The sequence below is a fragment of the Nocardioides sp. IC4_145 genome, from assembly GCF_011250565.1.
Taxonomy (GTDB): domain Bacteria; phylum Actinomycetota; class Actinomycetes; order Propionibacteriales; family Nocardioidaceae; genus Nocardioides.
In genome coordinates, this window is sequence record NZ_JAANMS010000022.1 from 13,682 (window position 1) to 38,585 (window position 24,904).

Consider the following 24,904-nt stretch of genomic DNA (forward strand, 5'->3'; position numbering starts at 1 on the left):
CCGTCCCACCCGCCGGGTCAGACCCCGGCGACCGCCTCGGCCAGGGCCGCGGCGTCGGTCACCTCGACCGGCGGCCGCGGCCCTGTCTCGTCCACGACGTGGCCCGGCCGCGCCAGGCGCACCGTCGCCAGACCCGCCTCCAGCGCTCCGCGTACGTCGCGTGCGGACGCCGCCACGTGGACCAGCCGGTCCGGGGCGACCTCGGCCGCGGCGCGGGCGTAGATCTCGCGGCTGGGCTTGTACGCGCCGAGCCGCTGGCTGGTCAGCACCAGGTCCGGGTCGACCAGCGCGTGCGCGCGGGTCCGCCGAGCGAGGGCGTCGTCGACGTTGGACAGCAGCCCGACGCGGTGCTCCGCGGCCACGCCGGCGACCCCCGCGGCGACGTCGGGCCACAGCGGCCAGTCCGCGACCGACTCCTCCAGCACGGCGAGGTCGCCGGCGACGTACGACTGGTCGTGGCCGAGCTCGCGCCAGGCCCGCGACAGCGCCTCGAGCGAGACGTCGTGGAACGTGGTGGGCGCGACCGCGGTGCGCTGGAGCGCCTTGTTGTGACCGTCCCAGCGGTCGTAGAGCTCCTCCCCCGACTGCCCCCACCCGCGCGTCGCGGCGAGGTCGGCCAGCACGCGCGAGGCGCCGGTGCGGCTGTCGGTGAGGGCGCTGAACAGGTCGAAGGTGACGATCACGCCGCCGACGGTAGCGACGCCCCCCGACGGCGGCCCGAGAGCGTCAGCCAGCCGCTGACGGCGGCGTAGTACGCGACGTACGCGAGCGAGGCCGCGACCAGGAACGGCGAGGGGTCCGGCAGGTCGACGACGAGCAGCGCGTAGACGCCGAGCCACGCCGTCGCGAACGTCATGTTGAGCCCCCACAGCGCCTCGGTGCGCGAGGGGTAGACGTAGCGCACCGGGACGAAGACCAGCACCGCCAGCACGAGCAGGAGCACCACCGTCGCAGGCACCGACAGGTCGAGCACGAAGACGTGGAAGGCCACGATGTTCCAGTAGCTGGGGAAGCCGAGGAAGAAGTGGTCCTCGGTCTTCGCGTCGCTGCGGCAGAACTGGTAGCACGACGCGACCAGCGGCACCGCCGCCACCACGCCGCCCCAGGCGCCGTCGGGCAACCGGCCGGTCGCCCAGAGCAACACCATCGGCGCGAACGCGTAGGTCAGGTAGTCGACGATGTTGTCCAGCAGCGCGCCGTCGAGCTCGGGCACGACCTGCTTGACCCGGAACCGTCGCGCCAGGAACCCGTCGGTGCCGTCGACGAGCATCGCGACCAGGAACAGCCACAGCACCGCCTCGACCTCGCCCTGGTAGGCCAGGTGCACCATCAGCAGGCCCAGCACGGCCCCGGACATCGTGTAGGCGTGCACCATCCACGCAGCCGCCCGGTCCATGCCTAGAACCTAGGTGCTTAGGGTGGCGTGCGTGCGCATCGCCACGTGGAACGTCAATTCCCTCCGCTCCCGCATCGCCCGCGTCGAGGCCTTCCTCGAGCGGCACGACGTGGACGTCCTGGCCCTCCAGGAGACCAAGGCGCGCGAGGAGCAGGTCCCGCTCATGGGGCTGCAGTCGATGGGCTACGAGGTCGCGTACGCCGGCACCAACCAGTGGAACGGCGTCGCCGTGCTCAGCCGGGTGGGGCTGGAGGACGTCGAGGTCGGCTTCCCCGGCCAGCCCGGCTGGGGCGACCCGGCCGAGTCCGAGGCGCGCGCCGTGGGCGCGACCTGCGGTGGCGTACGCGTGTGGTCGCTCTACGTGCCCAACGGCCGCAAGGTCGACGACCCGCACTACCACTACAAGCTCGACTGGCTGGGCCGGCTGCGCCAGGCCGCGCAGGAGTGGCGCACGACGCCGACGGCGCTGGTGGGCGACTGGAACATCGCGCCGACCGACGAGGACGTCTTCGACCCCAAGCAGTTCGCGACCTCGACGCACGTGACGCCACGGGAGCGCGCGGCGTTCCAGGCCTTCCTCGACGACGGGTACGTCGACGTGGTCCGGCCGCACGCGCCCGGCCCGGAGGTCTACACCTACTGGGACTACTACCGGCAGCGCTACGAGCGCAACCGCGGGCTGCGGATCGACTTCGTGCTCGGCTCCGCGCCCTTCGCCGAGCGCGTCACCGGCGCGTTCATCGACCGCGAGGAGCGGGCCGGCCAGGGAGCCTCCGACCACGCCCCGGTGGTCGTCGACCTCGTCTGACCGGCCCGCTCCGCGGGACGGGCGTCAGCTGCCGAGCGGGGAGACCTTCGCGGCCTTCTTGGTCGCCTGCTTCGTCGCCTTCCGCGCCGCCTTGCGGGTCGACTTGACCCCGGACCTGGCGGCTCCGGTGATGCCCTGGGTGAGCAGCGTGAGGCCGGCGCCGACGAGCCAGACGTCCTTGGCCACCGCCGTGCCCTCCTGGCTGGGGCGGATGCCGTCGTCCAGGGTCATCGACGGGGTCTTCAGGTACATGCCGAGGAGGCTCGCGCCGAACGCCGTCAGCGCCCCGCCCGCGACGGTCGCCGACACCTTGGGGGTGAGCAGCGCGGCGCCGACGGCGATCTCGCCGTAGGCCAGGACCTTGGCGAACCGCTTCGGCTCCATGTCCTGGAAGAGGCCCGGGTAGGTGCCGGCGGCGGCGCCGTGGAGGAACTGCGCGGTCCCCTCGTCGGCGCCCAGCTTGCTCACACCGGAGTTCAGGATGTAGGCGCCGGTGGCGACACGGAGCGGGACATGGGTCAGGTGCACGGGGACTCCTCGGTGATGGGGTGGGACTCACCTGCCAGTAGCCAGCGCCCGCGCCCGTCAATCGTGCGGGAGACGTCGTACGCCGTGCGGGCAGGTGGCTGGCCGCGCGGCCTGCGACGGACTGTCGGCGGCGGGCGTCATGCTGCGGCCATGCAGTCGGTGACGTTCTTCCTCGCCCTCGGGGTCGGCCTGGCGCTCGGCGCCGTGCTCGGCGTGCTGTGGGCGCGCTCGCGGCCGGCGGTGGTCGAGGGCGCGCTGGAGTCCGCGGAGGTGATGCAGGGCCTGGACCGGCTCAGCGACCAGCTGCGCCACCTCGACCTCCAGCGCGAGGGCTGGACCGGCCGGCTCCACCAGCAGGTCGACGACCTGCGCCGGGAGACCCAGTCGCTCGCGACGGCGCTGCGCAAGCCGCAGGTGCGCGGCCGGTGGGGCGAGCTGCACCTGCGCCGCGCCGTCGAGCTGGCCGGCCTGGTGGACCGCTGCGACTTCGCCGAGCAGGTCCGCCTCGACGACGGCGCGTTGCGGCCGGACCTGGTCGTGAACCTGGTCGGCGGCCGGCGGGTGGTGGTCGACGCGAAGGTGCCGCTGGACGCCTACCTCGACGCCAGCTCCGCCGACGACGACGTCCAGCGCAGCCACCACCTGGCCAGGCACGCCCGTCAGCTGCGCACCCACGTCGACCAGCTGGGGTCGAAGGCCTACTGGCGCTCGCTGCCGGAGACGCCGGAGTTCGTGGTGCTCTTCGTGCCGGCCGAGTCGTTCCTGGCCGCGGCGCTCGAGGCCGACGGCGGGCTGCTGGAGCATGCGGCGGCCAAGCAGGTCGTGCTCGCCTCGCCCACCACGCTGATCGCGCTGCTGCGCACGGTCGCCCACGGCTGGACGCACGAGGCGCTGGCCGAGCAGGCGCGGGAGATCCACCGGCTCGGGCGCGACCTGCACACCCGGCTCGGGACCTTCGGCGGCCACCTCGACTCCGTCGGCCGCTCGCTCAACGCGGCCGTCGGGCACTACAACGCCGCCGTCGGGTCGTTGGAGTCACGGGTGCTCGTCTCCGCCCGCCGCTTCACCGACCTGGCCGTCACCGACGAGGAGCTGCCCGCCCCGCGGGCGGTCGAGCTGCGCGCGGTGGACCGGCGTGCCGCGCCCGACGACGCCGACCGCGGCCCTACGGTGGCCTGAGGGGCCTCGGTCCCGCGAGCACCGATGCGGCGAGGAGAGGTCGTGGAGCGAGCCAGGACGCTGTGGGAGGAGGGCCGCGAGCCCGCCTTCCAGGTGGTGGCGCTCGGCCTCGCCGTCACGCTCACCGCGGTCGTCCTCGACGTGTGGCTCTTCGGCGACGTCGGGTGGCTGTTCGACCTGGCCTTCGTCGCGCTCTGCGTGGCGCTCGCCCTGCGGGTGCGCCCGTCGGACTTCTTCGCCGTCGGGGTGCTGCCCCCGCTGCTGATGCTCGTCGTCTTCGCGATGCTCGGCAGCACCCGCCCCGCCTCGATCGCCGAGCCGCACGACGGAGTCGTCCAGGCGCTCGTCTCCGGGCTCTCCACCCACAGCGCCGCGCTGGTGACCGGCTACCTGCTGTGCCTGGCCTGCCTGTTCGTGCGCCAGCGCGTCCTCACCGGTCGACCCACCGACCTGCTCGGCTCCTGAGTCCCGCGCTCGCCGCGCGCGGTCCGGGTCGCGGCCGCCCGGCGGGGTAGTAACGGACGTTCCTGTCCTCCACGGTTGCCGTGACGGACGTTTCCGACCGTTACTACCCCGGCAGCGATCCCGGCGTGGCTCAGGCCTCGAACCGGTCGGGGTCGCCGGCGCCACGGCGCAGGACCTCGGGCGCACCCTCGGACCAGTCGATGACCGTGGTGGGCTCGGCCGGCGTCTCGCCGCACTCGACGACGACGTCGACGTCGTTGTCGAGCTCCTCCTTGATCTCCCAGCCCATGGTCCGCGCCTCGGTCTCACCGGGGAGGATGAGCGTGCTCGACAGCAGCGGCTCACCGAGCTCGGCCAGCAGCGCCTGCACGAAGACGTGGTCGGGGATCCGGACGCCGACGGTCTTCTTCTTCGCGTGGAGCAGCCGCCTCGGGACCTCGGGCGTGCCGGGCAGGATGAAGGTGTAGGGGCCGGGGGTCGCCGAGCGGATCGCGCGGAACGCCGCGTTGTCGACGTGGACCAGCTGCCCGAGCTGGGAGAAGTCGCGGCACACCAGCGTGAAGTGGTGCCGGTCGTCGAGCCCGCGGATGCGCAGGATCCGGTCGCGCCCCTCCCGGTTGCCGACCCGGCAGCCCAGCGCGTAGCCGGAGTCGGTCGGGTAGGCGATCAGCGCGTCGTCGTGCAGCGCCGCGACCACCTGCTGGAGCAGGCGCGGCTGCGGGTTGTCGGGATGGATGTCGACGAAGCGGGCCACCCGGCGAGCCTAGACCTGGCTCGACCTGACCCGGCTCCCGCCGACGGTCAGCGAGCCTGCGCGGCGGCCTTGAGGTCGCGACGCAGCTCCTTGGGCAGCGCGAAGATGAGGCTCTCCTCGGCGGTGTGCACGGCCTTGGCGTCCGGGTAGCCGCGCTCGGCGAGGTAGGCCAGCACGCCGTCGACCAGCGACTCCGGCACGCTCGCGCCGGAGGTGACGCTGACGGTGCGGACGCCGTCGAGCCAGGCCTCGTCGATCTCGGAGGCGTCGTCGACGCGGTAGGACGTCTTGGCGCCGGCCTCGAGGGCGACCTCGACCAGGCGGACGGAGTTCGAGGAGTTGCCGGAGCCGACGACGATGACGAGGTCGGCGCCCTGGGCGATCTCCTTGACCGCGAGCTGGCGGTTCTGCGTGGCGTAGCAGATGTCGTCGCTCGGCGGGTCGAGCAGCAGCGGGAACCGCTCGCGGATCGCGGCGACCGTCTCGAGGGTCTCGTCGACGCTCAACGTGGTCTGCGAGAGCCACGCGACGCGGGCCGGGTCGCGGACGACGATGTCGGCCACGTCGGCGGGGCTCTGCACGAGCTGGATGTGCTCGGGCGCCTCGCCGGCGGTGCCCTCGACCTCCTCGTGGCCCTCGTGGCCGATGAGCAGGATGTCGTAGTCCTCGGCGGCGAACCGCTTCGCCTCGTGGTGCACCTTGGTCACCAGCGGGCAGGTGGCGTCGATGGTCTTCAGCTCGCGCTCGGCGGCCTGGCGGTGCACCTCGGGGCTCACGCCGTGGGCGGAGAAGACGACGGTCCTCCCGGTCGGCACCTCGTCGAGCTCCTCGACGAAGATCGCGCCACGTCGCTCGAGGTCGGCCACGACGTGCTTGTTGTGGACGATCTGCTTGCGGACGTAGACGGGGGCGCCGTACAGGTCCAGCGCCTGCTCCACCGTGACCACCGCGCGGTCGACACCGGCGCAGTAGCCCCGGGGCGCCGCGAGGAGGACCGCCTTCTCGGCGTCCTCCGGCGTCAGGATCGGGGGCATGCCGATGTCGGTGCTCATGCTTCCCAGGATAGAGGCGTCGGTGGCATCCCCTAATCTCGCGGCCATGGCCCTGGAGACCTCGCCCGCCGCACCGGCACCGGTGCGGCAGATCGCGAACGCGATCGCCGGCTGGGTCGACCGGCTGGGCGCGGTGTGGGTCGAGGGCCAGGTCACCCAGGTGACCCGCCGCACCGGCATGGCGACGGTCTTCATGACGCTGCGCGACGCGGTCGCGGACATCTCGGTGACGGTCACCTGCGCGCGCTCGCTCTACGACTCCCTCGACGCGCCGCTGGTCGAGGGCGCGAGCATCGTGGTGCACGCCAAGCCGTCGTACTACCCCACCCGCGGCACCATCTCGCTGCAGGCCCGCGAGATCCGGATGGTGGGGCTCGGCGAGCTGCTCGCCCGGCTCGAGCGGCGGCGGCAGCTGCTCGCCGCGGAGGGACTCTTCGAGCGGCACCTCAAGCGGCCGCTGCCGTTCCTGCCCACCCGCGTCGGCCTGGTCACCGCGCCCAACAGCGCGGCTGAGCGCGACGTCCTGGAGAACGCGCGCCGCCGCTGGCCCGCCGTCCGCTTCGAGGTGGCGTACGCCGCCATGCAGGGCACCCGCTCGTGCGCGGAGGTCATGGAGGCGCTCGCCCGGCTCGACCGCCACCCCGAGGTCGACGTGATCGTCGTGGCCCGCGGCGGCGGCTCGGTCGAGGACCTCCTGCCGTTCTCCGACGAGGCGCTCGTCCGCGCGGTGGCCGCCGCCCGCACGCCCGTCGTCTCCGCGATCGGCCACGAGCCGGACCAGCCGCTGCTCGACCTTGTCGCCGACGTCCGCGCCTCGACGCCGACCGACGCCGCGAAGCTGGTCGTCCCCGACGTCACCGACGAGCTGCGCGGGGTCGCGGCGGCGCGCGAACGGCTGCGGGCGTCGGTCGCCGCCCGGATCACCCGCGAGCAGGCGGGGCTCGACGCGCTGCGGTCCCGTCCCGCGCTCGCGGACCCGCGCTCGCTCGTCGATGCCCGCGTGGAGGAGGTCGCCTCCCTGCGCGACCGGGCTCGGCGCACGCTCGGCCACCGGCTGGACCGCGCGGCCGACGACATCGGCCACCAGCGGGCACGCGCCCGGGCGCTGTCGCCGCTGGCGACGCTGCAGCGGGGGTACGCCGTGCTCCGGGACGCCGACGGGCACGTGCTGACCTCGGTCGCCGGCGTCGCGGGCGGCTCGACGGTCAGCGTCCGGGTCGCGGACGGCCGGGTCCACGCCACCACCACCGGGGTCGAGGCCGACCCCGTCGACACCACCGGAGGAAACGATGGCTGACCCCGCTCCCGCCCAGGAGCTGTCCTACGAGGCCGCGCGCGAGGAGCTGGTCGAGGTCGTGCGGCGGCTGGAGGCCGGCGGCACCACGCTGGAGGAGTCGCTCGCGCTCTGGGAGCGCGGCGAGCACCTCGCGACCGCCTGCCAGCGCTGGCTCGACGGCGCGCGCGAGCGGCTGGACGCCGCGCTCGAGGGCGACGAGGAGCAGGACGGCTAGCGGCCGGCCGCGGTCGCCCCGACCGGCTCGGTGCTGAGCAGGCCGAGGAACAGCTCCAGGTCCTCCCGGGGAGCCGAGCCGTAGACGAGGAGGTTCTCCTCGCCCACCTCGGCGGCGTACGCCGTGTCCCCGCCCTCGTCGGTGTGGACCTCCCAGGTCCGGCTGACCGCGCTGTCGACCTCGGCGGTGCCCTGCTCGTCGGTGTCGGCGTCGACGTGCTCCTCGAGCAGGTCCTCGACGCTCTCGTCCTCCTGGCGCAGGCCGATGAACCTGCCCTCGTCGGTGAGTACCGCGAGGAAGAACCGCGGCATCTGGTTCGCCTGGGACGCCTCCACGTTCGTGGCGATCCAACCGGCGGGGAGCGCCGGCGGGTAGGCCGGCTCGCGGTCCGCGGACTGCACGGCGGCGACCAGCTCGAGGTAGTCGACCGGCTCGGGCTGCACCTCGAGGTCGTTGCGGAAGACCGACCGGAACACCACGACGCCGATCACGGCCACCACCGCGACGATCATCGACCCGATCAGGCCGTTGGTCGTGCGCTGGTAGCGGCCCGGGGTGCCCGTCTCACTCACGCGGGCCATCCTCTCAGCCGCCCCGGCGTACGCCGCACCCCGCGGCCGCGACGACCGCGTCACGCCGCACCTGCGGACGATCGATGGCGCACACGCCCGCAGGTGCGGCATGATCGACACCATGACGACGTACCGGGTGGCCGAGGCGGCGACGCTGCTCGGCGTCAGCGACGACACGCTGCGCCGGTGGGTCGAGGCCGGCCGGATCAGCGCCCACAGCGAGGGCGGCCGCACCGTGGTGCCCGGCACCGAGCTGGCCGCGCTGGCGGAGTCGCTCGCCGAGCACCCCGACCGCGAGCAGACCCGCGCGGCGTCGGTCAGCGCGCGCAACCGCCTGTCCGGGATCGTCACCCGGGTGGTGCGCGACCGCGTGATGGCCCAGGTCGAGATGGTCTGCGGGCCGTACCGGCTGGTGTCGCTGATGAGCACCGAGGCCGCCGACGAGCTGGGCCTCGAGCCGGGCGCCCGGGCGATCGCGTCGGTGAAGTCGACCAACGTCGTCGTGGAGCGTCCGTGACCCGGGCGCTCCTGGCGCTGGTCCTGCTGCTGCCGGTCGGCCTGGTCGCCGGGTGCGGCGGCGACGAGGACGGCACCACGCTGCGGGTCCTCGCGGCCGCGTCGCTGGCCGGGCCGTTCGAGGAGCTGGCCGAGGAGTTCGAGCGCACCCACGACGGCGTGGAGGTCGAGCTCTCCTCAGGCGGCTCGACCGACCTGGTGGCGCAGGTGCGGGAGGGCGCTCCGGCCGACGTGCTGGCGACCGCCGACACGGCGACGATGGACGTCGCGGTGGCCGACGGGCTCACCGACGGCGCGCCCCGCACGATCGCCACCAACGTCCTCCAGCTGGCCGTGCCGCCGGGCAACCCGGCGGGCGTCACCGGGCTGGCCGACCTCGACGGCCCGGCCGACCCGTCCGCGGACGTCGCCCTCGTCGTCTGCGCACCCGAGGTGCCCTGCGGTGCCGCAGCGCAGCGGGTCGCGCGCGCCGCCGGCGTGGAGCTGTCGCCGGTCAGCGAGGAACGCTCGGTCAGCGACGTCCTCGGCAAGGTCGTCTCGGGCGAGGCCGACGCCGGGCTCGTCTACGTGACCGACGTCCGCGCCGCCGGTGACGCCGTCGAGGGCATCGTGCTCCCCGAGGCGGCCGAGGCCGTCAACCGCTACCCGGTCGCGGCGCTGGCCGACAGCGCGGAGCCGGACCTGGCGCAGGAGTTCCTCGACCTCGTCCTCGGCGACCTCGGCCGCCAGGTGCTGCGCGACGCCGGCTTCGGTCCCCCCGAGCCGCCCTCGTGACCCCGGGCGTCCCCCGGTGGCTGCTGGCGCCGGCCGCCCTCGGTGCCGCGTTCGTCCTGCTGCCGCTGGTGGCGATCGTCGTCCGGGTGCCATGGGGGGACTTCGGCGAGCTGGTGACCTCCGAGGCGTCCCGCGAGGCGCTGCTGCTGAGCCTGCGGACCTCCGCGACCAGCACCGTGCTGTGCGTGCTGCTCGGCGTGCCGATGGCCGCCGTGCTGGCACGCACGTCGTTCCCAGGCCGGGCCGTCGTGCGCTCGCTGGTCCTCCTGCCCCTCGTGCTGCCGCCGGTCGTCGGCGGGCTCGCGCTGCTCTACACCTTCGGCCGCCGCGGCCTGCTCGGCGAGACGCTGGAGGTGCTCGGCGTCCAGGTGGCGTTCTCGACGGCGGCGGTCGTGCTGGCGCAGACCTTCGTGGCCCTGCCGTTCCTCGTCCTCAGCCTCGAGGGATCGCTGCGCACGGCCGGCGAGCGCTACGAGCTGGTCGCCGCGACCCTCGGCGCCCGCCCGACCACCGTGTTCCGCCGGGTCACGCTCCCGCTCGTGCTGCCGGGCCTGCTGTCGGGAGCGGTGCTCGCGTTCGCCCGCGCGCTGGGCGAGTTCGGCGCGACGGTCACCTTCGCGGGGAGCCTCGAGGGCGTCACGCGCACGATGCCGACGCAGATCTACCTGCTGCGCGAGACCGACGCCGACGGCGCCGTCGCCCTGTCGCTGCTCCTCGTCGTCGTGGCCGTCCTCGTCATCGGGCTCGCCACCCGCGGTCGAGCCGCCGACCGGGGGCTGGCGTGACCCTGCTGCTCGAGGCCACCGTGGCCGACCGCGGCGTCGACGTCGCGCTCGAGGTCGCCGCCGGCGAGACCGTCGCGCTGCTCGGTCCCAACGGCGCCGGCAAGTCGACCGTCCTGGCCGTCGCGGCCGGGCTGCTGCAGCCCGACACCGGCACGGTCCGCCTCGACGACCACGAGCTGACCGGGCGCCGCGTCGTGCCGCCGCACGCACGGCGTACCGCCCTCCTCGCGCAGGACCCTCTCCTCTTCCCCCACCTCACCGCCCTCGACAACGTGGCGTTCGGCCCCCGCTCCGCAGGTGTACGCCGCCGGGCGGCCCGCGACCGCGCCCGCCGCTGGCTGTCCGAGGTGGGCGCGGCCGACCTGGCCGGGCGACGCCCCGGCGAGCTGAGCGGCGGGCAGGCCCAGCGGGTGGCGGTCGCCCGGGCGCTGGCCGCCGAGCCGCGGCTGCTGCTCCTCGACGAGCCGATGGCCGCGCTCGACGTCGCGGTCACCCCGGCGCTGCGGCAGACGCTGCGGCGGGTGCTCGAGGGCCGCACCACCGTCGTGGTGACCCACGACGTGCTCGACGCGCTGCTGCTGGCCGACCGGGTCGTCGTGCTCGACCGCGGGCGGGTCGTCGAGCAGGGGCCGGCCGCCGAGGTGCTCGCCCGACCGCGCAGCCCCTTCGCCGCCCGGATCGCCGGGCTGAACCTGGTCGCCGGCCGGTGGTCCGGCGGAGCGGTCAGGTCCGACGCCGGGCGGGCGGTCGCGGGCACCCCGTCGGGCCCGGCCCTGCGCGAGGGCGACCCGGCCGTGGCGGTGTTCCGGCCGCGGGCGGTCTCGGTCTTCCGCGACGCCCCCGGCGGCAGCCCGCGCACCGCGCTCGCCGTCGTCGTTACCCACCTCGAGCCGCACGGCGACCAGGTACGTGTCCGCGCGGGCGACCTCGCCGCCGACGTCACCGCCCACGCCGCCGCGGAGCTCGACCTGGCCCCCGGCACCCCCGTCACCTTCTCCGTCAAGGCCACCGAGGTCGACGTCTACGCCCGCTGATCCCGCGGGCGAACGGGTGTGTCGGCGGAGTGGAGCAGACCACTAGGGTTCGGGTCATGAGCCTGGACGTCGCACCGGAGTCGCCCGACCGCAACCTCGCCCTCGAGCTCGTCCGCGTGACGGAGGCGGCCGCGATGGCGGCGGGCCGATGGGTCGGCCGGGGCGACAAGAACGGCGCCGACGGCGTCGCGGTGAACGCGATGCGCGTGATGATCTCGACGATCGGCATGCAGGGCACCGTGGTGATCGGCGAGGGCGAGAAGGACAACGCCCCGATGCTCTACAACGGCGAGGAGGTCGGTGACGGCACCGGCCCCGAGTGCGACGTCGCGGTCGACCCCATCGACGGCACCACGCTGACCGCCAAGGGCATGACCAACGCGGTCTCGGTGCTGGCGGTGGCCCCGCGCGGCACGATGTACGACCCCTCGGCCGTCTTCTACATGGACAAGCTGGTCGCCGGCCCCGAGGCCGCCGACGTGGTCGACATCCGCCAGTCCGTCGCGGAGAACATCCACGCCGTCGCCAAGGCCAAGGGCAGCAGCCCGAGCGACGTGACCGTCGTCGTCCTCGACCGCCCCCGCCACGCGGAGCTCGTCGAGGAGATCCGCGCGACCGGCGCGCGCATCAAGTTCATCAGCGACGGCGACGTCGCCGGCGCGATCATGGCGGCCCGGCCCGACACCGGCATCGACCTGCTGCTCGGCGTCGGCGGCACGCCCGAGGGCATCATCACCGCCTGCGCGATGAAGTGCCTGGGCGGCACGATCCAGGGCCGGCTCTGGCCCACCGACGACGCCGAGCGCCAGCGCGCCGTCGACGCCGGGCTCGACCTCGACGCGGTGCTGACCACCGACGAGCTGGTCACTGGCGACGACTGCTTCTTCGTCGCCACCGGCATCACCGACGGCGAGCTGCTCCGGGGTGTCCGCTACCGCTCCGGCGGCGCCACCACCCACTCCCTGGTGATGCGCTCGCGCAGCGGCACCATCCGCTCGATCACGAGCGAGCACCGCTTGGAGAAGCTACGCGCTTACTCCGCGATCGACTTCGACCACTGAGTCGACGGTCCGCCGCCGCAGCGCGGAGGTGACGTGGTCGATGACCCGCGGGTCGACGGCCATGCCGACGTGCGAGGCGGTCACCTCGACCGGCTCGGCCGCCGGGTCGATGCACGCGCGCCAGTCGACGATGCCGTCGCGCCGGGAGTAGATCGCGGTGAACCCGATGTCCGGGGCGAGCGGCAGCCGGCTCTCCTCGAAGGACTGCCGCGCGCAGTCGCCGGCCACGCAGTCCTCCGACATCAGGCCGGGCAGGCCCGCCCGGCTGAGCCGGATGAGCACGTCGACGCTCCGGGTCAGGACGCCGTGGTGCGCGCCGGGCGCCATCATCGGGCTGCCCATCGTGATGATCCCGGAGACCAGGTCCGGCCGGCGCACGGCCACCCCGCGCGCCAGCATGCCGCCGAGGCTGTGCCCGACGACCTGCACACGGGTCCCGCGACGAGCGGCGATCGACTCGAGGCGCGCCTCGAGCTGGCCGGCCGCACCGAGCGTGCAGCCGATGTTCGCCCGCATCGTCGACCGGTAGGTGCGGAAGCCCTGCGCCCGCAGCGTCCGGCCCATGAACGCCAGGGACGTGTCGCCGGCCAGGAACCCCGGGACCAGGAGGACCGGGTCGGCCAGGCGGGCCGGGACGCGGCCGACGTACGGCGTCGCCCGACGGGCGCGGCGCTCGGCGCGGGTCCGCATCGCGTAGCGGCCGGCCTCGCCCACGATGCTCCCCTCGCGCACCAGCGCCACCAGCGGCGGGGGCGCGAATCCTTCGGGGAGCAGGAACGCTCCCATGGTCGACTGGCTCACACGCCGACGTTACCCGGAAGTGACCTGGCTCACCCCGCTTTCCGGACGAGCGGTGTCCTCGAGCCGTCTGCTTGACTGACAGACATGTCTGCCGGATCGTCCGAGACCTCGGCGGTGGCCGCCTCCCCCGAGCTGTTCGCGCCCGTCCGTCCCGACGTCGAGCTGTGCTACCAGACCTTCGGCGACCCCGACGACGAGCCGCTGCTGCTCGTCATGGGCCTCGGCGGGCCCATGACCTGGTGGGACGAGGAGCTGTGCCGGATGCTGGCCGCCGCCGGCTTCTACGTCATCCGGTACGACAACCGCGACACCGGCCGGTCCTCCCGGCTCGAGGGTCGGGTCACCCGGGTGGCGCTGGTGCGGGCGTTCACCGGCCGGCGCGTCCGCCCGCCGTACACCATGGCGGACCTCGCCTCCGACGCCTTCGGGCTCCTCGACCACCTCGGCCTCGACGCCGCCCACGTCGCCGGCGTGTCGATGGGCGGGATGATCGTGCAGACGATGGCGATCTCCGAGCCCCGCCGGGTGCTGTCGATGACGAGCATCATGTCGACCACCGGCCGGCGCACCGTCGGCTGGCAGCACCCCAACCTGCTGCCGGCGCTGATCGGCAACAAGCGCGGCTCCCGCGAGGCCTACGTCAGGGCGAGCCGCCAGATGTGGCGGCTGATCGGCTCCCCGGGCTATCCCGAGCCCGAGGAGGAGACCCGCCGCCGGGCCGAGGAGACGTGGGACCGCGGCATCAGCGCCGAGGGCACGATGCGGCAGATGCTCGCGATCCTCACCCAGCCCGACCGCAGCGCCCGCCTGCGCAGCGTGCGCGTGCCCACCACCGTCATCCACGGGCTGGCGGACCGGATGGTGCACGTGTCCGGCGGCCGGGCCACCGCCCGCGCCGTGCCCGGCGCCGAGCTGCTGCTCATCGACGGCATGGGCCACGACACCCCGCCCGCCCTCTTCGAGACGTTCACCGCCGCCATCCGGCGGACGGCTGATCGGGCCGGCGCTCCGCGCTCCTGACGTGACAGGGGCGGTGACCGGAGTGGTCACCGCCCCTGCCTCGACTCACCGGGTCTCGACCCGCCCGTCGCGGCTTCGTCCCTCAGCCGCGGGGCTTGCTCGACCTTCGCGAGCCACGCACCGCGCTCGTTCCTCGCGCGCCGCTGCTCGCTCAGTCAGACAACCGCTCCCCGGTCTCGGTGTCGAACACGTGGACGTCGGAGGGGTCGGTCGTGACGTGGAGCGTCTCGCCCTTGCGCACCTTGTCGCGACCGGAGACGCGCACGATGATGTTGTGCGGGGTGCCCTCGACCCCGCTGGTGCCGTAGACGAACGCGTCGGAGCCGAGCTCCTCGACGACGGTGACCTGCACCGGCAGGCCGCCCTCCGCGGCGGAGACGACCCGCCACGCCTCGGGACGGACACCGACGGTGATCCGGCCCTCCATGGTCTTCGCAGCCGTCGGGTCGACCGGGACGAGGTACTCGCCGATCTTGGCCTGGCCGTCGACGGCGGTCGCCTCGATGAGGTTCATCTGCGGGGATCCGATGAAGCCGGCGACGAAGAGGTTCACCGGCTTGTCGTAGAGCCGCAGCGGGCTGTCGACCTGCTGGAGGATGCCCTCCTTCATCACCGCGACCCGGTCGCCCATCGTCATCGCCTCGACCTGGTCGTGGGTGACGTAGACGGTCGTGACGCCCAGGTCGGCCTGGAGCTTGGCGATGTCGGTGCGGGTCTGCACGCGCATCTTGGCGTCGAGGTTCGACAGCGGCTCGTCCATGCAGAAGACCTGGGGGCTGCGGACGATCGCGCGACCCATCGCGACGCGCTGGCGCTGACCGCCGGAGAGCGCCTTGGGCTTGCGGTCGAGGTACTCGGTCAACCCGAGGATCCGGGCCGCCTCCTCGACGCGCTGGCGCCGCTCGTCGGCCGGCACCTTGGCCATCTTGAGCGCGAAGCCCATGTTGTCGGCCACGCTCATGTGCGGGTAGAGCGCGTAGTTCTGGAACACCATCGCGATGTCCCGGTCCTTCGGCGGGGTGTGGGTGATCTCCCGGTCCCCGATGAAGATCTTGCCGGCGTTGACCTCCTCCAGCCCTGCGAGCATGCGCAGGGTGGTGGACTTGCCGCAGCCGGACGGGCCGACGAGCACCATGAACTCGCCGTCCTCGATCTGCAGGTCGATGCCCGGGACGGCGGGCTTGTCCGCGCCGGGGTACCAGCGCTGGGCACCCTCGAACGTCACTGTTGCCATGAAATTTTCCTCGTTCCTTCACCGGCAGGTACGTGCCGGACGATCCGTCGTGAAGTGACGGCGTTCACAGTAGTGCCTGGGAGCGCCGGGCGGAGCGCGCGTCGACGTGTGGATCGGGGTGCGGACCGGGGTGCGGACCGGGGTGGCGGGACCCGCTGGTCGAGCGCGGTCCGAGACAGGTGTTGAACCGCCTCGGAGTGGGCACGTGACCGTGACCACACCTCTCTTCCGGAGCGGGGCACGATGGATCGACGACGACTGACCAGACCATCTCGACGACGAGCGCTCGCCGGCGTCGGCGCCCTCGTGTGCGCCTCGGCGTTGCTCACCGCCTGTTCCGGCGGCGACGGCGGCAAGCCGACGTTGAACTGGTACATCAACCCCGACGGCCAGGAGACCCTGGCCAAGATCGCCGAGGCCTGCAGCACCGACGAGTACGACATCGAGATCCAGCTGCTGCCGACGAGCGCGACCGACCAGCGCACCCAGCTGGCGCGCCGGCTCGCGGCCGAGGACTCCTCGACGAACCTGATGAGCCTGGACCCGGTCTTCGTGCCGGAGTTCGCGAACGCCGGCTGGCTCGCGCCCTTCGAGGGTGAGCTGGCCGACCAGGTCGTCGACGACGACGTGCTGGCCGGCGCCGCGGAGACCGTCAAGTGGGAGGACGAGGTCGTCGCGGCACCGCAGTGGGCCAACACCCAGGTGCTGTGGTTCCGCAAGTCCCTCGCCGAGGCCGCCGGCCTCGACATGAGCCAGCCGGTCACCTGGGACCAGGTCATCGAGGCCGCCGCCGACCAGGGCGGCACGGTCGGCGTGCAGGCCGACCGCTACGAGGCGTACGTCGTGTGGATCAACGCGATGATCCAGGGCGCGGGCGGCTCCATCGTCGAGAAGACCGAGGCGGGCCGCGACGCCGAGGTCACCATCGACTCCGAGGCCGGCGAGGCGGCCGCCGCGGTCATCGAGAAGCTCACCGACTCCGGCGCGACGCAACCGGGCTACTCGACCTCCAACGAGGGCAGCAGCCTCGGCGCGATGTACCCCGACGAGGGGCCCGGCGAGTTCATGGTCAACTGGACGTTCGCCTACAAGAACTACGAGGGCACCGTCGGGCAGCCCGGTGGGCCCCCGGACGAGCAGGCGCTCGAGGACCTCGGCTGGGCGCGCTACCCGCAGACGGTCGAGGGCGAGGAGTCCAAGCCCCCGGTCGGCGGCATCGACATCGGCGTCGGCGCCTTCACCGAGGACGTCGAGCTGGCGCAGGAGGCCGCGGTCTGCGTGACCTCCCCCGAGGCGCAGACGCAGCTCGCCGTGACCGACGGCCTGATGCCCTCGCGCGGCTCGGTCTACGACTCCCCCGAGCTCCAGGAGGCCTACCCGCCCGACCTGCTGAAGCTCTACCGCGACAGCATCGACTCAGGTGGTCCGCGCCCCAAGAGCGCCTACTACAGCCAGATCTCCAGCGCCGTGCAGTCGGTCTGGCACTCCCCGACGGGGGTCGACCCCGGCTCCACCCCGCAGGAGTCGGCGGACTTCCTCCGTGCCGTCCTCGACGGGAAGGCCCTGCTGTGACCACCTCGACGGTGCAGACCGCGACGGCGAAGGAACCTCGGACCAAGGCCAAGCCGCCCGACTCCGACCGGACCCGGTCGGAGAACAGCCTCGGCCGCAAGCTCGTGGCCCCGGCCATCGTGCTGATGCTGCTGGTGACGGCGTTCCCGATGCTCCGGGCGCTCTACCTCTCGCTGTTCGACTACAGCCTCACCGACCCCGGTGAGCGCAGCTTCGTCGGGCTGCAGAACTACGCGACCGCGCTCTCCGACAGCCTGTTCTGGCGCGACACCGCCAACACCGTGATGATCATGGTCGTCACGGTCGCGATCGAGCTGGTCATCGGCTTCGCGTTCGCGATGGTGATGCACCGTGTGATCTTCGCCCGCGGCGTGATCCGCACCTCGATTCTCATCCCCTACGGCATCATCACCGTCGTCTCCGGCTTCGCCTGGCAGTTCGCCTTCTCCAACGACAACGGCTTCGTCAACGGCTGGCTGCCGTTCATCAGCGACAACTTCGACTGGTTCGGGGAGTACGGCTCCTCGATGATCGCGATCATGGTCTCCGAGATCTGGAAGACCACCCCGTTCATGTCCCTGCTGCTCCTGGCCGGGCTCGCGCAGGTCTCCGAGGACATGATCGAGGCCGCGAAGGTCGACGGCGCGACCTGGTTCCAGCGGCTGTTCAAGGTGATCCTGCCGAACATGCGGGCCGCGATCATGGTCGCGGTCCTGTTCCGCGCCCTGGACGCCTACCGGATCTTCGACAACATCTTCGTGATGACCGCCGGCGCGAACGGCACCGAGTCGATCTCGTTCCTGACCTACCGGCAGGTGATCGAGCAGTTCCAGCTCGGCATCGGGTCGGCGCTCTCGGTGCTGCTGTTCCTCTCGGTGCTGGTGGTCGCGTACCTCATCGTCAAGATCTTCCGCGTCGACCTGGCCTCGGCCCGGCAGGAGGGATGAGCGCCATGAAGCAGAAGATTGGCCTCGGCGTCGGGCTCGCCGCCATCCTGGTCTGGTGCCTCCTCCCGGTGGCCTGGATCATCTCGCTGTCCTTCAAGTCCCAGCAGGCCGTCAGCAACGGCAGCGAGGGGTTCCTCCCCCAGTCCGGCGGCGGCGCCGGCTGGCAGAACTACGCGGACGTCGTCGGCGACGACCAGTTCCGCCGCGCGATCCTGAACTCGATCGGCATCTCGCTCATCGCGACGCTGCTCTCGGTCGTGATCGCCACGCTGGCGGCGTACGCCATCGCCCGCCTGGAGTTCAAGGGCAAGAAGTTCGTGCTCACCACCGCGTTGGTGATCGCGATGTTCCCGGTCGTCTCGCTCGTCGGCCCGCTCTTCGACATGTGGCGCACGATCGGCATCTACGACACCTGGCTGGGCCTGATCATCCCCTACATGTCCTTCACGCTGCCGCTGGCGATCTGGACCCTCTCGGCGTTCTTCCGCGAGATCCCGTGGGAGATGGAGCAGGCAGCCCAGGTCGACGGTGCGACGTCGTGGCAGGCCTTCCGCAAGGTCATCGTGCCGCTGGCCGCGCCCGGTGTCTTCACCGCCGCGATCCTGACCTTCTTCTTCGCGTGGAACGACTTCGTCTTCGGCATCTCGCTCACCTCGACCGAGTCGGCGCGGCCGATCCCGGCGGCGCTGTCGTTCTTCGTCGGACCCGACCCGTTCAGCCGGCCTGCGTCCCTGCTCGCGGCCGGCGCGGTCGTCGCCACCATCCCGATCGTGATCATCGTCCTGCTGTTCCAGCGCAAGATCGTCGCCGGCCTCACCTCCGGCGCAGTGAAGGGTTGACCCGCCATGGCTGCCATCACCATGAAGAACATCGTCAAGAAGTACGGCGACGGCTTCCCCGCCGTCAACGACGTGTCGATCGACGTGCAGGACGGCGAGTTCATGATCCTCGTCGGCCCCTCGGGCTGCGGGAAGTCGACGCTGCTGCGGATGATCGTCGGCCTCGAGGACATCACCGACGGCGACATGGTCATCGGTGACCGCCGCGTCAACGACCTCGCCCCGCGGGAGCGGAACCTCGCGATGGTCTTCCAGAACTACGCGCTCTACCCGCACCTGACGGTCTTCGAGAACATCGCCTTCCCGCTCCGCCTGGCCGGCGCCTCGAACGAGGAGGTCGACCAGAAGGTGCGCGAGGCGTCGAAGACCCTCGAGCTCGACGAGCACCTCGAGCGCAAGCCCGGCAACCTCTCCGGTGGCCAGCGCCAGCGGGTCGCGATGGGCCGCGCGATCGTGCGCGACGCGGACGCGTTCCTCTTCGACGAGCCGCTGTCGAACCTCGACGCCAAGCTGCGGGGCCAGATGCGCACCGAGATCTCCCGGCTGCAGAAGCGACTGGGCATCACCACCGTCTACGTCACCCACGACCAGACCGAGGCGATGACGCTCGGCGACCGGGTGGCCGTGCTCAAGCGCGGCGTGCTGCAGCAGCTGGCCTCCCCCCGCGAGCTCTACACCAACCCCGCGAACCTGTTCGTCGCCGGCTTCATCGGCTCCCCGCCGATGAACTTCCTCCCCGCGACCGTCAACGGCACCTCGGTCGAGCTGCCGTTCGGCACCGTCGAGCTGCCCCGGGAGAAGGCCTCGCTCGCGCCCGAGGGCAAGCTGCTCATCGCCGGCATCCGCCCCGAGCACTTCGAGGACGCCTCGGTCGTCGACGACTCCAAGCGCGAGCGGGGCTCGACGTTCACCACCAAGGTCGACGTCGTGGAGTGGCTCGGCAACGAGGCCTACGCCTACATCCCCTTCGAGGCCGACGACGCGGTCCGCGAGCAGCTCACGCAGCTCGAGCGCGACCTCGACGGCGACACGATGCGCAGCCAGCTGGTCGTCTCCCTCGACGGGGCCAGCCGGATCTCCGAGGGCGACGAGGCCGAGATCTGGGTCGACGCCCGGCAGATGCACCTCTTCGACCCCGAGACCGGCGACAACCTCACCATCGACCTCGAGCGCGCCGGCCGCGTCCCGGCCAAGGAGGACCCGAAGGCGGCCGCCGCCGCCGAGCACGTCGCCCAGGACGCCGCCGCCCACTGACGGGCCCCTCGGCCCTGCATGGGTGCCACCTCGGCCCTGCATGGGTGCCACCTCGGCCCTGCAGGGGCGCCACCTCGGTGGGTCAGGGCAGCTGCGGGCGGTCCGGGCCGCCGCGGAGGCGCCTGCGGGGCTGACGCGGGCCCTTGCGGGTGACGGTGACGCCGGCCATGAGGGCGACGCCCTTGACGCGGACGACCGGTGAGTCCGCGTCGATCCGCGCCTCGACCTTGTCGCGGCCGTGCTCGAAGGCGCCCATGATGCCGATGCCGTCGACGACGACCTGGGTGCGCTCGTTGACGATGATGTCGATCCCCGCCCAGAACGCACCGCAGTTGATGACGGTCTCGCGGCTGGTGAAGACCGCCTCGCGCAGGTCGATCTCGACCCCGCCCATGACGGCGTACGCCTGGTGGGTCGCACCGACCTCCCACACGCCGCGACGCTCGCATCCGCTCATGATCGCGACGGAGAGGTCGTGCCGCTGCGCCGGGACGGGTACGCCGCCGGCGGCGGGCGCCGGCGCGGGCACCCCCGCGGTCGGCACGGCCGGGGCCGCGCCGGGGGCCTGGGGCAGGTCGGCCAGGAGCGGGACGAGGTCGGCGTACACCTTGGCGGCGTAGGCGGCCTCGAGGCGCTCGGCCAGCTCGTCGAGGTCGAGGCGGCCCTCGCCGGCCGCCTCGCGCAGCACCTCGGCGGTGCGGTGGCGGTCGGCGTCCGAGACGCGCAGCCGCGCGGGGTCCGGCGGTCCGGGGCTTCCCTCCATGGGCGTCAGCCTAGGCCGGGCGGTCAGTCGGCCACCACCAGGACCGGCACCGGCTCGACGTCCACCCGCACCCGCCGGCCGACCTGCAGCGCGGTGGCGGCGGCACTTGGCAGCTGGGCGGTGACCAACGTGCCGTCGGCAAACGTGACGCTCGCCCGGGAGACCGAGCCGAGGAACGCCACGGAGGCGACCGTGGCGGTGCCGGCGGGGTCCGCCGTCACGCGGACCGCCTCGGGCCGCACCAGCGCGACGCCGGCCCCGGTGGCGGAGCCGGGGAGCACGTCGACCGTCGCGTCGAGCACGCGCGCCCGGCCGTCGACGACCTGCGCCGGCAGCCGGTTGCTCAGCCCGACGAACGACCCGACGAACGGCGTGGCTGGGGCGTCGTACAGCTCGGCGGGCGGCGCGATCTGCTCGAGCCGGCCGGCGTTCATCACGCCGACCCGGTCGGCGACGGCGAGCGCCTCCTCCTGGTCGTGGGTGACGAACAGCGTGGTGGTGCCGACGTCGAGCTGGACCCGCCGGATCTCGTCGCGCAGCTGGACGCGGACCTTCGCGTCGAGCGCCGAGAGCGGCTCGTCGAGCAGCAGCACGGCCGGCTCGATCGCGAGCGCGCGGGCCAGCGCGACCCGCTGTTGCTGGCCGCCCGAGAGCTGGTGGGCGTAGCGGTCGTGGTGCTGGCCGAGGCCCACCAGGTCGAGCATGTCGCCCGCCCGGCGACGGCGCTCGGCGCGGGACCGGCCACGCAGCTTGAGGCCGAAGGCGACGTTGTCGAGCACCGTGAGGTGCGGGAAGAGGCTGTAGGCCTGGAAGACCATGCCCATGTCCCGCTTGTTCGGCGGCACCCGGGTGACGTCGCGGTCACCGACGAGCACGGTGCCCGCGTCGGGCCGCTCGAGGCCGGCGAGGATGCGCAGCGCGGTGGTCTTGCCACAGCCGGAGGGCCCGAGCAGCACGACCATCTCGCCCGGCTCGAGCCGCAGGTCGAGGCCGTCGAGGGCGTGCACGTCGCCGTAGGAGCGGCGCAGGTCGGCGAGCTCGACGGCGACGCCGGTGCTGCCGGTGGTGGCTGGCGGGGTGGCGGGAGGGGTGGTGGTCATCGGGTCAGTTCCTCCCGGTGGTGGGGCGCCGCCGGTCGAGCAGCGAGAGCCCGACGAGCAGCAGGGCGGCGAAGAGGATGGAGGCGAGCGCGGCGGCCATCGAGGCCGGCGCGTCGCTCTTCTGGAGCAGCACGAGGACGACCGGCAGGGTGTCGAAGTTCAGCAGCGAGGCGACGGTGTACTCCCCCAGCACGAGCGCGATGGAGATGAACGCCGCGCCGAGGACGCCCGGCCAGATGTTCGGCACGACCACCCGCACGATCACGGTGGTCCAGCCCGCCCCGAGCGAGCGGGCCGCCTCGGACAGCGTGGTCGAGTCGATCGCGGAGAGAGCCACGTCGATCGCGCGGTAGGCGTAGGGCAGCACCAGCACGACGTACACGAAGGCGAGGGTGAGCGGGGAGTCGCCGACCAGGTAGTCGACCCAGGCGTAGACGTTGCCGAGCCCGACCACGATCACCAGCGCCGGGATCGTCAGCGGCAGCAGGCAGAGGAACTCCACGAGCCGGGTGGCCCGCGGGATCCGCAGCCGCACCCAGACCATGGTGGGCACGAGCAGGACGACCATGCCGACGACCGTCAACGCGGCGAGCAGCAGCGACGTGCGGATCGCCTCGGTCAGCGTCGGGTCCTCGACGAGCGAGGCCCAGGCCTCGCCGGTGCGGCCACCGGTGCGCAGGTCGGTGGTGGAGAAGTCGAGCAGCGCGAGCAGCGGCAGCGCGAAGAACGCCGCGAACGCCAGCAGCAGCAGGTAGCGGACCACCCGGCTCACGACGGCGCTCACCGCAGCCACCTCGACGTGCGCTTGAGCAGCCACGCGTAGAGCGCCATGACGACCGCGACGACCACGACCATCTCCAGCGCGAGCGCGAAGCCGAAGTCCTGCTGGCCCAGCACGACCTCGGAGGTCAGCGCCGAGCGGATCAGCAGCGGCGTGATCGGGGCGCCCTGGCTGACCAGGGCGGCGGCGGTGGCGTACGCCGCGAACGCGTTGGCGAACAGCAGCAGCGCCGAGCCGAGGAAGGCCGGCCGCAGGAGCGGGATGGCGACGCGGGTCCAGTACTGCCACGGGGTCGCGCCGAGGTTGACCGCGGCCTCGCGCCACTGCGGCCGCAGCCCCTCGAGCGCAGGCAGGAAGACGATCACCATGAGCGGGATCTGGAAGTAGGTGTAGACGAGCACCAGGCCCGGCAGCTCGTAGAGCCACGCGAAGCCGGCCTCGGAGGTGCCGATGGTGCGGGCGAGCAGCTCGGTGAGCAGGCCGCCGAAGCCGAGGGTGGCCAGCCAGGCGAAGGCCAGCGTCACGCCGCCGAACTGCGCCAGCACGCCGCACAGCGACGTCACCACCCGGCGTACGACGCTCGTGGGTGGTGCGCTGAGGACCAGCTGGGCCAGGACCGCGCCGAGCACGGCACCGATGGCGGCCGACAGCAGGGAGAGGAGCACGCTCTCGCGCAGCGCCCGCAGCGGGGTCTCCTCACCGAGGGCGCGCACCCGGTCGAGGGTGAAGCCGCCCTCCTCGCCGGAGAAGGCGCCGACCAGCACCGTCACCGTCGGGACGAGGAGGAAGATCGCTACGTAGACCAGGAACGGGAGCAGCCCGACGGCCGGCCCGACGCTCGCGCGCCGGGCCGACCGGGGTGCTCGGGACGTCGTGGTCGACGTGCCGGTGACGGGGGCGACGGTGCTCAGCCGATTGCCTTCGCCCAGTTGTCGGCGAGGTACGACGCCATCGACTCCGTCTGCTCGTTGGTCGGGATCACCGGGTCACCGGTGACCTCGGGCAGCGCGTCGTAGAGCTCGGTGTCGATCGTGCCGGCCTCGGCCATCGCCTCGGCGCGGACCGGACGGGCACCGCCGGCGAGCCAGAGGTTCTGACCCTCGTCGCTGTAGAGGAACTCCTGCCACAGGCGGGCGGCCGCGGGGTGCGGCGCGTCGGCGTTGATCGCCTGGAAGTAGTAGCCCGCGACGACCGCGTCCTGCGGCACGAAGACCTTCCAGCTGTCGAGCTTCTCCGACTCCGTGGCGTTCAGGTAGTCCCAGTCGATGACGACCGGGGTCTGGCCCGACTCGATGGTGGCCGGCGTCGGGTCGACGGGCAGGAAGTTGCCGGCCGCCTTCAGCTCCTTGAAGAACTCCACGCCCGGGGCGATGTCGTCGGCCGTGCCGCCGTTGGCCAGCGACGCCATGACGACCCCGCTGAACGCCGCACCGGCCTGCGTCGGGTCACCGTTGAGCGCGACCTTGCCGCGGAACTCCGGGCCCAGCAGGTCGTCGAGGGAGTCGATGTCCGGCACCTTGCTGGAGTCGTAGCCGACCGACATGAAGCCGCCGTAGTCGTTGACCCACGCGCCGTCCGGGTCCTTGAACTCCGCGGGGATCTCGTCGAACGTCTCGACCTGGTACGGCGCGAACATGTCCGTGTTCGCCAGCGCCACGGACTGGCTCAGGTCGAAGACGTCCGGCGCGCGGTCACTGCCCTTGAGCGTGTTCGCCGCGTTGATCTCGTCCTGGCTCGCCGCGTCGGGCTGCGCCGAGTCGACCTCGATGTCGTACTTCTCCTCGAAGGCCTTGATGATCTCGCCGTAGTTCGCCCAGTCAGGCGGCAGCGCGATCACGTTGAGCGTGCCCTCCTCCTGGGCGGCCTCGACCAGGCCCTCCATGCCGCCGAAGTCCTCCGCCGACGTGGCGGCGGAGGCGTCGGTGCCACCGTCGCCCGACCCGGCGTCGCCCTCGTCATCGGCCGGCGGCGCGCACGCCGCCAACGCCGTCGTCGCGGCCAGCACGACGAACCACTTACGAACCTTCACGTCTACCTCCTGAGGCGAGGCGCGGTCGCGCCTCGCGCACCGTTGTGGGCACGACCGTCGCGGACGTTACTATCCCGCGGCCTCCACGGGGCCGACCGGTGAACTCCCGGCGTCCGCGCCGCCGACCCA

28 protein-coding genes are annotated in these 24,904 nt (G+C 72.8%); 15 read left to right on the forward strand and 13 right to left on the reverse strand.

The features are described 5' to 3' along the window. Positions 1 to 17: 17 nt before the first annotated feature. On the reverse strand, positions 18 to 683 hold the full coding sequence (locus G6553_RS22160) for an HAD-IA family hydrolase (RefSeq protein ID WP_166192175.1): 666 nt from the start codon (positions 681 to 683) through the stop codon (positions 18 to 20). Then, entirely contained in the window at positions 680 to 1,396 is a 717-nt protein-coding gene (locus G6553_RS10835) for a CDP-alcohol phosphatidyltransferase family protein (protein WP_166192178.1), read from the reverse strand. Before G6553_RS10835 ends, G6553_RS22160 begins: the two co-directional genes overlap by 4 nt. Before the next feature lie 31 nt (positions 1,397 to 1,427). On the opposite strand from G6553_RS10835, the gene G6553_RS10840 reads away from it, so the two are divergent. After that, entirely contained in the window at positions 1,428 to 2,204 is a 777-nt protein-coding gene (locus G6553_RS10840; protein WP_166192181.1) for an exodeoxyribonuclease III, read from the forward strand. Between the two features lie 24 nt (positions 2,205 to 2,228). On the opposite strand, the gene G6553_RS10845 is transcribed toward G6553_RS10840, so the two are convergent. Then, positions 2,229 to 2,732 (reverse strand): hypothetical protein, encoded by a 504-nt coding sequence (locus G6553_RS10845; protein ID WP_166192184.1) that lies wholly within the window; start codon positions 2,730 to 2,732, stop codon positions 2,229 to 2,231. A gap of 150 nt (positions 2,733 to 2,882) precedes the next feature. Between G6553_RS10845 and G6553_RS10850 the strand changes: the two genes are divergently transcribed. Together G6553_RS10850 and G6553_RS10855 are read left to right on the forward strand one after the other, a co-directional pair. Continuing rightward, a complete protein-coding gene (locus tag G6553_RS10850) occupies positions 2,883 to 3,911 on the forward strand; it encodes a DNA recombination protein RmuC (protein ID WP_166192187.1) in 1,029 nt (342 codons plus the stop codon). A 42-nt stretch (positions 3,912 to 3,953) separates the two neighbouring features. Then, positions 3,954 to 4,376 carry a DUF6542 domain-containing protein gene (locus G6553_RS10855; protein ID WP_347565640.1) on the forward strand — a complete coding sequence of 141 codons (423 nt, stop codon included), beginning with the start codon at positions 3,954 to 3,956 and terminating at the stop codon, positions 4,374 to 4,376. Between the two features lie 130 nt (positions 4,377 to 4,506). On the opposite strand, the gene G6553_RS10860 is transcribed toward G6553_RS10855, so the two are convergent. Together G6553_RS10860 and G6553_RS10865 are read right to left on the reverse strand one after the other, a co-directional pair. Then, positions 4,507 to 5,130 (reverse strand): L-threonylcarbamoyladenylate synthase, encoded by a 624-nt coding sequence (locus G6553_RS10860; protein WP_166192193.1) that lies wholly within the window; start codon positions 5,128 to 5,130, stop codon positions 4,507 to 4,509. A gap of 47 nt (positions 5,131 to 5,177) precedes the next feature. Beyond that, the gene (locus G6553_RS10865; RefSeq protein ID WP_166192196.1) at positions 5,178 to 6,182 is read right to left on the reverse strand and encodes a 4-hydroxy-3-methylbut-2-enyl diphosphate reductase; all 1,005 of its coding nucleotides are present in this window, start codon (positions 6,180 to 6,182) and stop codon (positions 5,178 to 5,180) included. A gap of 46 nt (positions 6,183 to 6,228) precedes the next feature. On the opposite strand from G6553_RS10865, the gene xseA reads away from it, so the two are divergent. Further along, positions 6,229 to 7,479 (forward strand): exodeoxyribonuclease VII large subunit, encoded by a 1,251-nt coding sequence (gene xseA / locus G6553_RS10870; RefSeq protein WP_166192199.1) that lies wholly within the window; start codon positions 6,229 to 6,231, stop codon positions 7,477 to 7,479. Then, positions 7,472 to 7,693, forward strand: a complete 222-nt coding sequence (locus G6553_RS10875; RefSeq protein ID WP_166192202.1) for an exodeoxyribonuclease VII small subunit — start codon at positions 7,472 to 7,474, stop codon at positions 7,691 to 7,693. Before xseA ends, G6553_RS10875 begins: the two co-directional genes overlap by 8 nt. Here G6553_RS10875 and G6553_RS10880 read toward each other — a convergent pair. Next, positions 7,690 to 8,265, reverse strand: coding sequence for a DUF4245 family protein (locus G6553_RS10880; protein WP_166192205.1), 576 nt, complete (start codon positions 8,263 to 8,265; stop codon positions 7,690 to 7,692). The two genes, G6553_RS10875 and G6553_RS10880, sit on opposite strands and share 4 nt — an antisense overlap. Positions 8,266 to 8,386: 121 nt before the next feature. Here G6553_RS10880 and G6553_RS10885 point away from each other — a divergent pair, with 121 nt between their 5' ends. Genes G6553_RS10885 through glpX form a run of 5 tightly spaced genes read left to right on the forward strand, consistent with a single transcriptional unit; the run spans position 8,387 to position 12,435 of the window. Next, entirely contained in the window at positions 8,387 to 8,782 is a 396-nt protein-coding gene (locus G6553_RS10885) for a helix-turn-helix transcriptional regulator (RefSeq protein WP_166192314.1), read from the forward strand. After that, positions 8,779 to 9,555 carry a molybdate ABC transporter substrate-binding protein gene (gene modA / locus G6553_RS10890; RefSeq protein WP_347565641.1) on the forward strand — a complete coding sequence of 259 codons (777 nt, stop codon included), beginning with the start codon at positions 8,779 to 8,781 and terminating at the stop codon, positions 9,553 to 9,555. The genes G6553_RS10885 and modA overlap by 4 nt, the downstream gene beginning before the upstream one ends. Further along, a complete protein-coding gene (locus G6553_RS21175) occupies positions 9,552 to 10,340 on the forward strand; it encodes an ABC transporter permease (protein WP_166192208.1) in 789 nt (262 codons plus the stop codon). The genes modA and G6553_RS21175 overlap by 4 nt, the downstream gene beginning before the upstream one ends. Then, positions 10,337 to 11,374 carry an ABC transporter ATP-binding protein gene (locus G6553_RS21180; RefSeq protein WP_166192210.1) on the forward strand — a complete coding sequence of 346 codons (1,038 nt, stop codon included), beginning with the start codon at positions 10,337 to 10,339 and terminating at the stop codon, positions 11,372 to 11,374. Before G6553_RS21175 ends, G6553_RS21180 begins: the two co-directional genes overlap by 4 nt. Positions 11,375 to 11,430: 56 nt before the next feature. Continuing rightward, positions 11,431 to 12,435 (forward strand): class II fructose-bisphosphatase, encoded by a 1,005-nt coding sequence (glpX, locus tag G6553_RS10905; RefSeq protein ID WP_166192213.1) that lies wholly within the window; start codon positions 11,431 to 11,433, stop codon positions 12,433 to 12,435. Here the strand turns inward: glpX and G6553_RS21185 are convergent. Beyond that, complete coding sequence (locus G6553_RS21185) at positions 12,400 to 13,236, reverse strand: alpha/beta hydrolase (protein ID WP_166192216.1); 837 nt, start codon at positions 13,234 to 13,236, stop codon at positions 12,400 to 12,402. The genes glpX and G6553_RS21185 overlap by 36 nt on opposite strands. A gap of 84 nt (positions 13,237 to 13,320) precedes the next feature. On the opposite strand from G6553_RS21185, the gene G6553_RS10915 reads away from it, so the two are divergent. Beyond that, a complete protein-coding gene (locus G6553_RS10915; protein WP_166192219.1) occupies positions 13,321 to 14,256 on the forward strand; it encodes an alpha/beta hydrolase in 936 nt (311 codons plus the stop codon). 151 nt (positions 14,257 to 14,407) lie between these two features. On the opposite strand, the gene ugpC (G6553_RS10920) is transcribed toward G6553_RS10915, so the two are convergent. Then, positions 14,408 to 15,490 carry a sn-glycerol-3-phosphate ABC transporter ATP-binding protein UgpC gene (gene ugpC / locus G6553_RS10920; protein ID WP_166192222.1) on the reverse strand — a complete coding sequence of 361 codons (1,083 nt, stop codon included), beginning with the start codon at positions 15,488 to 15,490 and terminating at the stop codon, positions 14,408 to 14,410. A gap of 243 nt (positions 15,491 to 15,733) precedes the next feature. Here ugpC (G6553_RS10920) and G6553_RS10925 point away from each other — a divergent pair, with 243 nt between their 5' ends. The 4 genes from G6553_RS10925 to ugpC (G6553_RS10940) are packed head-to-tail and all read left to right on the forward strand — an operon-like array spanning position 15,734 to position 20,102. Beyond that, positions 15,734 to 17,062 (forward strand): extracellular solute-binding protein, encoded by a 1,329-nt coding sequence (locus G6553_RS10925; protein ID WP_166192225.1) that lies wholly within the window; start codon positions 15,734 to 15,736, stop codon positions 17,060 to 17,062. Then, complete coding sequence (locus tag G6553_RS10930) at positions 17,059 to 18,009, forward strand: sugar ABC transporter permease (protein WP_347565642.1); 951 nt, start codon at positions 17,059 to 17,061, stop codon at positions 18,007 to 18,009. The genes G6553_RS10925 and G6553_RS10930 overlap by 4 nt, the downstream gene beginning before the upstream one ends. Beyond that, entirely contained in the window at positions 18,006 to 18,848 is an 843-nt protein-coding gene (locus G6553_RS10935) for a carbohydrate ABC transporter permease (protein ID WP_166192228.1), read from the forward strand. The genes G6553_RS10930 and G6553_RS10935 overlap by 4 nt, the downstream gene beginning before the upstream one ends. Before the next feature lie 6 nt (positions 18,849 to 18,854). Then, positions 18,855 to 20,102, forward strand: a complete 1,248-nt coding sequence (ugpC, locus tag G6553_RS10940) for a sn-glycerol-3-phosphate ABC transporter ATP-binding protein UgpC (protein WP_166192231.1) — start codon at positions 18,855 to 18,857, stop codon at positions 20,100 to 20,102. Between the two features lie 82 nt (positions 20,103 to 20,184). On the opposite strand, the gene G6553_RS10945 is transcribed toward ugpC (G6553_RS10940), so the two are convergent. From G6553_RS10945 to G6553_RS10965, 5 genes are all read right to left on the reverse strand, one after another. Beyond that, the gene (locus G6553_RS10945) at positions 20,185 to 20,865 is read right to left on the reverse strand and encodes a DUF1707 domain-containing protein (RefSeq protein WP_166192234.1); all 681 of its coding nucleotides are present in this window, start codon (positions 20,863 to 20,865) and stop codon (positions 20,185 to 20,187) included. A 23-nt stretch (positions 20,866 to 20,888) separates the two neighbouring features. Further along, positions 20,889 to 21,965 carry an ABC transporter ATP-binding protein gene (locus G6553_RS10950; protein WP_166192237.1) on the reverse strand — a complete coding sequence of 359 codons (1,077 nt, stop codon included), beginning with the start codon at positions 21,963 to 21,965 and terminating at the stop codon, positions 20,889 to 20,891. A gap of 4 nt (positions 21,966 to 21,969) precedes the next feature. Then, positions 21,970 to 22,749 (reverse strand): ABC transporter permease subunit, encoded by a 780-nt coding sequence (locus tag G6553_RS10955; protein ID WP_347565643.1) that lies wholly within the window; start codon positions 22,747 to 22,749, stop codon positions 21,970 to 21,972. Further along, positions 22,746 to 23,516 (reverse strand): ABC transporter permease subunit, encoded by a 771-nt coding sequence (locus G6553_RS10960; protein WP_347565644.1) that lies wholly within the window; start codon positions 23,514 to 23,516, stop codon positions 22,746 to 22,748. Before G6553_RS10960 ends, G6553_RS10955 begins: the two co-directional genes overlap by 4 nt. Positions 23,517 to 23,653: 137 nt before the next feature. Then, complete coding sequence (locus G6553_RS10965; protein WP_347565645.1) at positions 23,654 to 24,775, reverse strand: ABC transporter substrate-binding protein; 1,122 nt, start codon at positions 24,773 to 24,775, stop codon at positions 23,654 to 23,656. Between the last annotated feature and the right edge of the window lie 129 nt (positions 24,776 to 24,904).